The sequence below is a fragment of the Embleya hyalina genome, from assembly GCF_003967355.1.
In the GTDB taxonomy this organism is placed as follows: Bacteria; Actinomycetota; Actinomycetes; order Streptomycetales; family Streptomycetaceae; genus Embleya; species Embleya hyalina.
In genome coordinates this window covers 1-1,012 of the sequence record NZ_BIFH01000005.1, presented here as the reverse complement: position 1 = coordinate 1,012, position 1,012 = coordinate 1, and the positions used below count along the sequence as shown (strand labels likewise).

Sequence of the window (1,012 nt, the reverse complement as noted above, 5' to 3'; positions counted from 1 at the left end):
CGACTAGGACTTGTCCGGCCGATCATGTTCGGAGCCAGACGGTGAGGGCTGCGACAGTCGCGGTTCCGAGGTAGATGTAGCCGCGTTTGTCGTATCTGGTGGCCACGGCCCGGTGTTGCTTGAGTCGGTTGATCGCCCGTTCGATGGTGTTGCGTTTCCTGTAGCGCTCCTCGTCGAAGCCGGGTGGCCGTCCGCCGCGTGATCCCTTGCGCAGGCGGGCGGCCCGGCTGTCGCTCTTCTCCGGAATGGTGTGCCGGATGCCGCGTTGCCGCAGGTACCTGCGGCAGGGGCCGTTGCTGTAGGCCTTGTCCGCGGCGAGGCTGTCGGGTCTGGTGCGCGGCCTGCCCGATCCGGTCCGCGGGACACGGATCCTCTCCAACACGGGCCCGAGTTGCGTGCAGTCGGCCCGCTGTCCCGGTGTCACGACCAGGGACAACGGGCGGCAACGGCCGTCCGCACTCAGGTGGATCTTGGTCGTGAACCCGCCCCGCGAGCGCCCCAGGCCCTCGCCTCCGAGACCACCTCCACCAGGCGGGAAACCAGGCTCTGCCACGGCGTCTCGTCCTGGTGTTCCACCGCCGCGTCCCCTTTTGAACCGGGGGCCGGGGGCGGGTCGATGCGAGCACCCGCCGCGTGCTGATGCGCTCGCACGATGGTGGAGTCGACCGAGACGTCCCAGTCGATACCACCGGCGGCGTCGGCCTCGGCCTGGACCTGCCGGAGCAGACGTTCCCAGGTCCCGTCGGCCGACCACAGACGATGGCGTTCGTACACGGTTTTCCAGGGGCCGAACCGTTCGGGCAGGTCACGCCATTGAACCCCGGTCCGTACCCGGTGCAGGATCCCGTCGATCACCTGCCGGTGATCCCGCCACCTGCCACAACGCCTGTTGCTTACCGGCAGGAACGGCCGCAACCGTTCCCATTCCGCATCCGTCAGATCACCCCGCCCCATGCCCACAACAACGACCAAGACGTGAAGTAGTCACATGATCGGCCGGACAAGTCCTAGG

Annotated in this window: 1 protein-coding gene and 1 pseudogene; both read right to left on the bottom strand. The window is 67.8% G+C overall.

What is annotated here, in order from left to right; all coding sequences use genetic code 11:
- Nucleotides 1-22 precede the first annotated feature (22 nt).
- The gene (locus EMA17_RS00020) at nucleotides 23-754 is read right to left on the bottom strand and encodes an IS5 family transposase (RefSeq protein WP_371862937.1); all 732 of its coding nucleotides are present in this window, start codon (nucleotides 752-754) and stop codon (nucleotides 23-25) included.
- Nucleotides 755-783: 29 nt separating this feature from the next.
- Nucleotides 784-954: pseudogene (locus tag EMA17_RS55180) on the bottom strand (transposase); the annotation flags it as partial.
- Nucleotides 955-1,012 lie beyond the last annotated feature (58 nt).